Source organism: Bradyrhizobium oropedii (assembly GCF_020889685.1).
Taxonomy (GTDB): domain Bacteria; phylum Pseudomonadota; class Alphaproteobacteria; order Rhizobiales; family Xanthobacteraceae; genus Bradyrhizobium; species Bradyrhizobium oropedii.
In genome coordinates this window covers 1-5,832 of the sequence record NZ_JACMYO010000311.1, presented here as the reverse complement: position 1 = coordinate 5,832, position 5,832 = coordinate 1, and the positions used below count along the sequence as shown (strand labels likewise).

General features: G+C 66.2%; 4 protein-coding genes. 3 read left to right on the top strand and 1 reads right to left on the bottom strand.

The genetic code is table 11. The annotated features are described in order from the left end of the window. From H8A95_RS41260 to H8A95_RS41250, 3 genes are all read left to right on the top strand, one after another. Positions 1-1,753: extracellular solute-binding protein (locus H8A95_RS41260; RefSeq protein ID WP_229188208.1), on the top strand; the 1,753-nt coding region annotated here is incomplete at its 5' end. Positions 1,754-1,816: 63 nt separating this feature from the next. Next, a complete protein-coding gene (locus H8A95_RS41255; RefSeq protein WP_229188207.1) occupies positions 1,817-3,370 on the top strand; it encodes an AMP-binding protein in 1,554 nt (517 codons plus the stop codon). A gap of 107 nt (positions 3,371-3,477) precedes the next feature. Further along, positions 3,478-4,704: a GGDEF domain-containing protein gene (locus H8A95_RS41250; protein WP_229188206.1), complete on the top strand. Its 1,227-nt coding sequence runs from the start codon at positions 3,478-3,480 to the stop codon at positions 4,702-4,704. Positions 4,705-5,554: 850 nt separating this feature from the next. On the opposite strand, the gene H8A95_RS41245 is transcribed toward H8A95_RS41250, so the two are convergent. Then, a partial coding sequence (locus tag H8A95_RS41245) for a hypothetical protein (protein WP_229188205.1) occupies positions 5,555-5,832 on the bottom strand: 278 nt, incomplete at its 5' end.

Below are 5,832 nucleotides of genomic sequence, written 5' to 3'. Positions count from 1 at the left end.
CGAGAGCCACGCCATCGCGATGCACGGCGCCCCTGCGCTGCCCGCCGCCTTCACCCACCTGCCTTATGCCAATCCTGACGCCCCCAAGGGCGGCCGGCTGGTCCAGGGCGTGATCGGCACCTTCGACAGCCTCAATCCCCTGATCATCAGGGGCGTCGCGGTCCCGCAGGTCAGGGGCTACGGCTATGAGCGCGGCTATGTCTACGAAAGCCTGATGGCGCGCGGCAATGACGAGCCGTTCACCCTGTACGGCCTGCTCGCGCGCAGCGTCGAGACCGACGATGCCAGAAGCTACGTAACCTTCCACATCGATCCCCGTGCGCGCTTTTCCGATGGACAGCCCGTGCTGGCCGACGACGTGCTGTTCTCGCTGGCGCTGTTGCGCGACCACGGCCGCCCGATGCACCACCAGTATTATTCGAAAGTTGCAAAGGCCGAGGCGCTCGACCCGCTCACGGTCCGGTTCGATTTCGGTGGCGTCGCGGATCGTGAATTGCCGCTGATCCTCGGCTTGATGCCGATCCTGCCGCGGCACGCCATCGACCCCGAAAAATTCGAGGAAACGACGCTGGCCCCGCCGATCGGGACCGGCCCTTACCGTGTGACGGCGGTCAAGCCCGGCGCCAGCGTGACCTTCACGCGCGACCCCAATTATTGGGGCCGCGACCTGCCGATCAACCGCGGCTTCTGGAACTTCGACGAGATCAGGCTCGACTACTACCGCGAAGCCAACGGGATGTTCGAGGCCTTCAAGCGTGGCCTGTATGATTTCCGGACCGAGACCGAGCCGCTGCGCTGGCACGATGGCTACGACTTCCCGGCGGCGCGCAACGGCGAGGTGATCCGCGACGTCATCAAGATCGGCACGCCCAGGCCGTCGGAATTCCTGGTGTTCAATAGCCGGCGGCCGAAATTCGCCGACGCCAGGGTACGTCAGGCGCTGGCGATGCTGTTCGATTTCGAATGGATCAACCGCAATTATTATTTCGGGCTGTTTTCGCGCGCCGGCGGTTACTTCGCCGGCTCGGACTTGTCGGCCTATGGCCGCCCCGCCGACGATCGCGAGCGCGAACTGCTCAAGCCATACCTGTCGCACATCCAGCCTGACATCCTCGACGGCCGGTATCATCTGCCGGTCACCGACGGCTCGGGGCGCGACCGCACGATTCTGCGCAACGCGCTAGCGCTGCTGTCCGATGCGGGCTACGCGCTCGACGGCACGGTGCTGAAGCAGCGATCGACGGGGACGCCGCTCCGGATCGAGATCCTGGTCACGACACGTGAGCACGAACGGATCGCCCTCGCCTACCAGCGCGACATCAAGCGCGCCGGCATCGAGGCCGCGGTGCGGGTGGTCGACGCGGTACAGTTCGAGCAGCGCCGGGTTGCCTACGATTTCGACATGATCCCCATTCGCTGGGACCAGTCGCTGTCGCCGGGCAACGAGCAGTGGTTCTACTGGGGCAGCCAGGCCGCCGATGTGCCGGGCACCCGGAACTACATGGGCGCCAGGGATCCGGCGATCGACGCCATGATCGCGGCACTGCTGGCGGCGCGGGAGCGGCCGGCCTTCGTCTCGGCGGTGCGGGCGCTGGACCGGGCCTTGATGTCGGGCTTCTACGCTATCCCCCTATTTAACTTGGGAGAGCAATGGATCGCGCGCTGGAATCGGATAGAACGGCCTTCGACCACGGCGTTGACGGGCTACCTGCCGGAGACTTGGTGGCAGAAGCCCAGCGTGCAATCCAAGTGATCTGCCAAGTAATTTGCCAGTTGAATTATCAAGTGATCCGCCAGGCGATGCGACCGACGCGGCATGACCTGGTCCGATCGAAGCGATGCAACCGACGTTGAACCTGTGAACCAGTCGATCACCTCGCCAACGCTCGATACGCTGTTCAAGCGCACTTTGGCGCGGCAGCCCGAGGCGCTGGCGCTGGTCGACCCGCTCAACAAGCAGCGCATCACCGGCCAGACCCGCAAGCGCCTGACCTATGCGCAGGCCGACCGCGCAATCTCGGCGATCGCAGCCCATTTCGTCGAGAGCGGATTGCCGGCCAATACGGTGATCGCGGTTCAGCTTCCCGGCACGATCGAATTCGCCCTGACGGTGCTCGCCGCCTATCGGGTCGGGCTGGTGGTTGTGCCATTGCCGCTGCTGTGGCGGCAGGCCGAGCTGACGTCCGTCCTCAACCGCACCGCGGCGCGGGCGATCGTCACCTGCGGCAGGATCGACGGCGTCTCCTATGCCGACATCGCGATGAACGCCGCGGCGGAAGCGTTCTCGATCCGCCACGTCTGCGGCTTCGGGACCGATCTGCCTGAAGGCATGGCATCGCTCGACCAGGCGATCCTGCAGGACTCCCGGACCTCGCGCCCGATGATCCAGGACGGCCGCAAGCCGGCGCTGATCTCCTTCGACGTCACCAGCGACGGCATTCGTCCGGTGCCGCGCGCGCATTTCGGCCTGATCGCAGGCGGGCTCGCGATGTCGCTGGAGAGCGACCTGGCGCAAGGCGCCACCATCCTGTCGGCGTTCGCACCGATGTCGTTTGCCGGCATCTGCGCGTCGCTGGTGACCTGGCTGCTGTCGGGCGGAACGCTCGTCATGCATCACCCGTTCGACGAGGAATCGTTCGAGACCCAATTCAACGATCACGGCTGCGACACGCTGATCGCGCCCGCGCAACTCGCGCTGCGGCTCGACGAGCGCGGCCTGTCGGAGCGCCTGCCCACGCTGCGCAACGTGATCGGCCTCTGGCGCATGCCGGAGCAGGTTGCCTCCAGCGCGCACTGGACCTCCGGGCGCGTGACACTGACCGACGTCTATCTGTTCGGCGAGGCCGGGTTGTTCGGCGCCCGCCGCACCGCCGAAGACGGATCGCCCGCCCTGATCAAGCCCGGTCCGCACAGCGCACCGCGCGAAGCGCCCGGCGCATCGATTGCCGGCGAGATCCTGCTGACGCCGAAGGGCACGCTCGGCCTGCGCGGCCCGATGGTGCCGGTCGCCGCCTATGCGCCGCCGCCACCTCCGGGCGACAGCCTGATTGCGCCGCCGCCGCGCGATTTCGTCGACACCGAATACGCTGCGCGGATCGATCGCGTCACCGGCGCCGTCAACATCACCGCCCCGCCTTCGGGCGTCATGACCGTCGGCGGCTACCGGTTCCTGGCCCAGGAGCTTCAGGAATGGTCACGCCGCCTCGGCCAGGGCGCGCTGTTGACGGCATTGCCGGACCGCCTCAGCGGCCACCGTCTGGCCGGACGGGCACAGGACAACGCCCGCGCCCGCGACGCCCTCACAGAACTTGGCCTTAACCCGTTGATGGTCGAAGCATTTCGCGACCGAAGCGGCACCGCGACGAGCTAAAATCTTATCGTTGCGTTAGTCTTAGCATTGTGTTGACGCCGCATTAAGCCATGCGAACTAGCATCGCAGCCGTTTGCTGATCTTAAGCATTGGTTTCGAGCGTTCGAATGTCTCAACAAGGTCCGGTCCTCATCGTATCGGCGTCGGCAAAGCCGCCGTTCGCCGCCGTTCTCGATGAGACGAAGCTGTTCCCGGTCGTGGTCACGGACTGGAACGAGGCCGGACGGGCCATCGAGCAGGTCAAGCCGGCAGCTGTCATTGCAGCCGCCGAGGGCGTCGACTTCGTCACCCTGTCGGGCCTGGCCAAGCGTGCGGCCGCCCGCGCCCCCTATCTGCCGCTGATCGCGGTCGATCCCGCGACCACCCTGCCCGACACCGCGATCGCGTTCTTCCAGAAGAAGGGCTTGCCGGATCGCCTGGTCGCCCGGCTCAACGCGTGCTTACGTGTTCGCGCGCTGCATGCAACCGTGATGCGCCGCCTGGTGCCGCCGGCCCCGATCGCCATGTCCGATATCGATCCGATCGGCGAGGCCACTGCGCTGCTGATCGGTCGTGGCGGCGCCTACCCGACGCTGTCGGTCGCGCTTGGCGAACGCGCCGGCGTGGTCGGTGCGCTCAGCATCGAGGCCGCCGCCAAGCATCTTTCAAGCCGAGACATCGACGGCATCGTGCTGGCCGAGGGATTCACGCCGCGCGTGATGGATGCCTTCCTGACCGTGCTGACCGAGGATGTCCGCTTCCGCCCATTGCCTGTCATCGTTGCCTCGGGCGAGCTGACGCCGCGCTACGAGCTGCCCAATCTCGAGATCGTCACGGCCGGTCCGACACGTGTTGCCGACATGGCGTTGCCGATGATCCGCCAGCACGCCTTCGAGGCGCGGCTCGGCCGCATGCTCAAGGCGATCGACGCCAAGGGCCTGATCGATCCCCGCACCGGCCTGCTCACCAAGGCTGCGTTCGAGCGCGACTTCGCCACCGCCGTCTACCACACCGCCGAGCGCGGCGGCGCGCTCTCGGTGGCGCGGTTCACCTTCGACAACACCCAGCCGCGCGCGCAATTCGACGGCGCGCGGATCATCAGCCGATTGATGCGCCAGGCCGACTTCGGCGCCGTGCATGACGACCGGTCGCTCGTCGTGGCGTTCGCCGGCACCGACCTGCGCAACGCCCAGGCCATCACGCGGCGATTGGCGAGCGTGATGCGCCACACCCAGAACGGCCGCCGCGACAGCAGAGCCGAGCCCGCCGTCAGCGTTGCAACGCTGATGCCGGGCGATTCCGCCCTGTCATTGCTTGGACGCCTGTTCGGGCCGGCGGAGCGCGTCGCGTCGTAACAAGCAATGTGCCACCTCATAAGGTCGCAAATCTTTCGCGTATCGTCCGCAAATCGTCGTGGAATCAGTAACCGGACGGCGGCTTGGCGGGGGCCCGGGTGAACACTGGTCGCAGCCCAGCGGCATCCGGAGCAAACGGACTTGGATAGACGTTCCGTGGGTCACAGAGCTGACAACCGTTTGGCCCCCATGGCTGCGTGGCGGCCGCGCCGCAGAGCGGCAGCGCCATGCGTGCCGCGAAAGCTGGCGGAACAGCCTGTTGACCGCCCTCGCAATGGTAGGCACCCGCAGTCTTGCTCGCCGATAGTGCAAGCAACGCTGCGACGAACAGAGTTCTCATGCTCGCCTCCAAGCTCGTCGGAGCCAATCAGCAGAAAAGCAATTTGAGAATAGTTCAGGCCCGCACAGCCGTATAGTCGCTCGTCGAGCCCGCCGGTGCGCCTCCCGCTCGCAGACCCTGAACCACGTCCGGCCACCCGGAATAGACGCATCGCCGCCTGCGGCTCACTGGCCGGCACGCGGCGATTGGCGAGCGTGATGCGCCACACCCGGAACGGCCGCCGCGACACCCGCGCGGAGCCGGCCGTCAGCGTCGCAACGCTCATGCCGGGTGACTCAGCAACGTCGCTGCTGGGTCGGCTGTTCGGGACGCCGGAGCGCGCGGCGGCGTAACAAGCACAATGCCGCTTGTCAGTTGCTGCGATTGCCGCCCGGGCATTGCCGTCAGACGAAGCCGCTCATCTCGGCGGCTCCGCATGCCTCGCCCGAAAAGTGCGAAGCGGCTTTCCGAAACGATCATGCTTAAACAAAAATCTAAAGCGCGATGGATTCAAGCTGATCTCATCGCGCTTTAGGCATGCGGCTGCGTCAGTTGGGCCTGCATGACAGCTGCGGCAGGCTCCGTGATCAGCGTTCCGCCATGGCCATCGCCGGCCGCAACGAAACTGTTGGCGGCATACTGGCCAAGCAGCGCAATCTGGGCCATGTGCGTGCCATCGCTGACGCTGAGGGTTCCTCCTGAGCCGCTGCTGTTGGCCGAAAAGCCCACGGTGGTGGCAGAGCCGAAGCCGATATCCCGCAGGTCGAGCCGATCCTGACCTCCGAAATCCGACACCGTGCCGCTGAATG